Consider the following 443-nt stretch of genomic DNA (forward strand, 5'->3'; position numbering starts at 1 on the left):
CTGATGAAACTTCAACCGCCATCCGAGCATCCACACGGGCTGCCGGATCGCGATTTCGATGCACTGTTCACCAAGAACAAGCCGATCATCTTCGCCTTCCACGGCTATCCGTGGCTCATTCACCGGCTCACCTACCGCCGTACCAATCACGGCAATCTACACGTCCGCGGCTACAAGGAAGAAGGAACGACGACGACGCCGTTCGACATGGTGATCCTGAATGAGATGGACCGTTTCCATCTGGTCGAGGACGTCATCGACCGGCTGCCGCAACTCGGTGCGCGCGCTGCCTATTTCAAACAGGCAATTCGCGAGAAGCTGATCGAACACAGGCAATACATCGAGAAATACGGCGACGACATGCCAGCAATCAGCGGCTGGAAATGGGGCTCGAAAGGCCAGCCGGGAAGGTCCCAAAGAACCTCGACCGAAGGGGATAATGC

At 56.9% G+C, this 443-nt stretch carries 1 protein-coding gene; it reads left to right on the plus strand.

What is annotated here, in order from left to right:
* Positions 1–443: phosphoketolase family protein (locus AF337_RS03925; RefSeq protein ID WP_483150612.1), on the plus strand; the 443-nt coding region annotated here is incomplete at both ends.

It is taken from the genome of Rhizobium ecuadorense, assembly GCF_001187535.1.
GTDB classification, from domain to species: domain Bacteria; phylum Pseudomonadota; class Alphaproteobacteria; order Rhizobiales; family Rhizobiaceae; genus Rhizobium; species Rhizobium ecuadorense.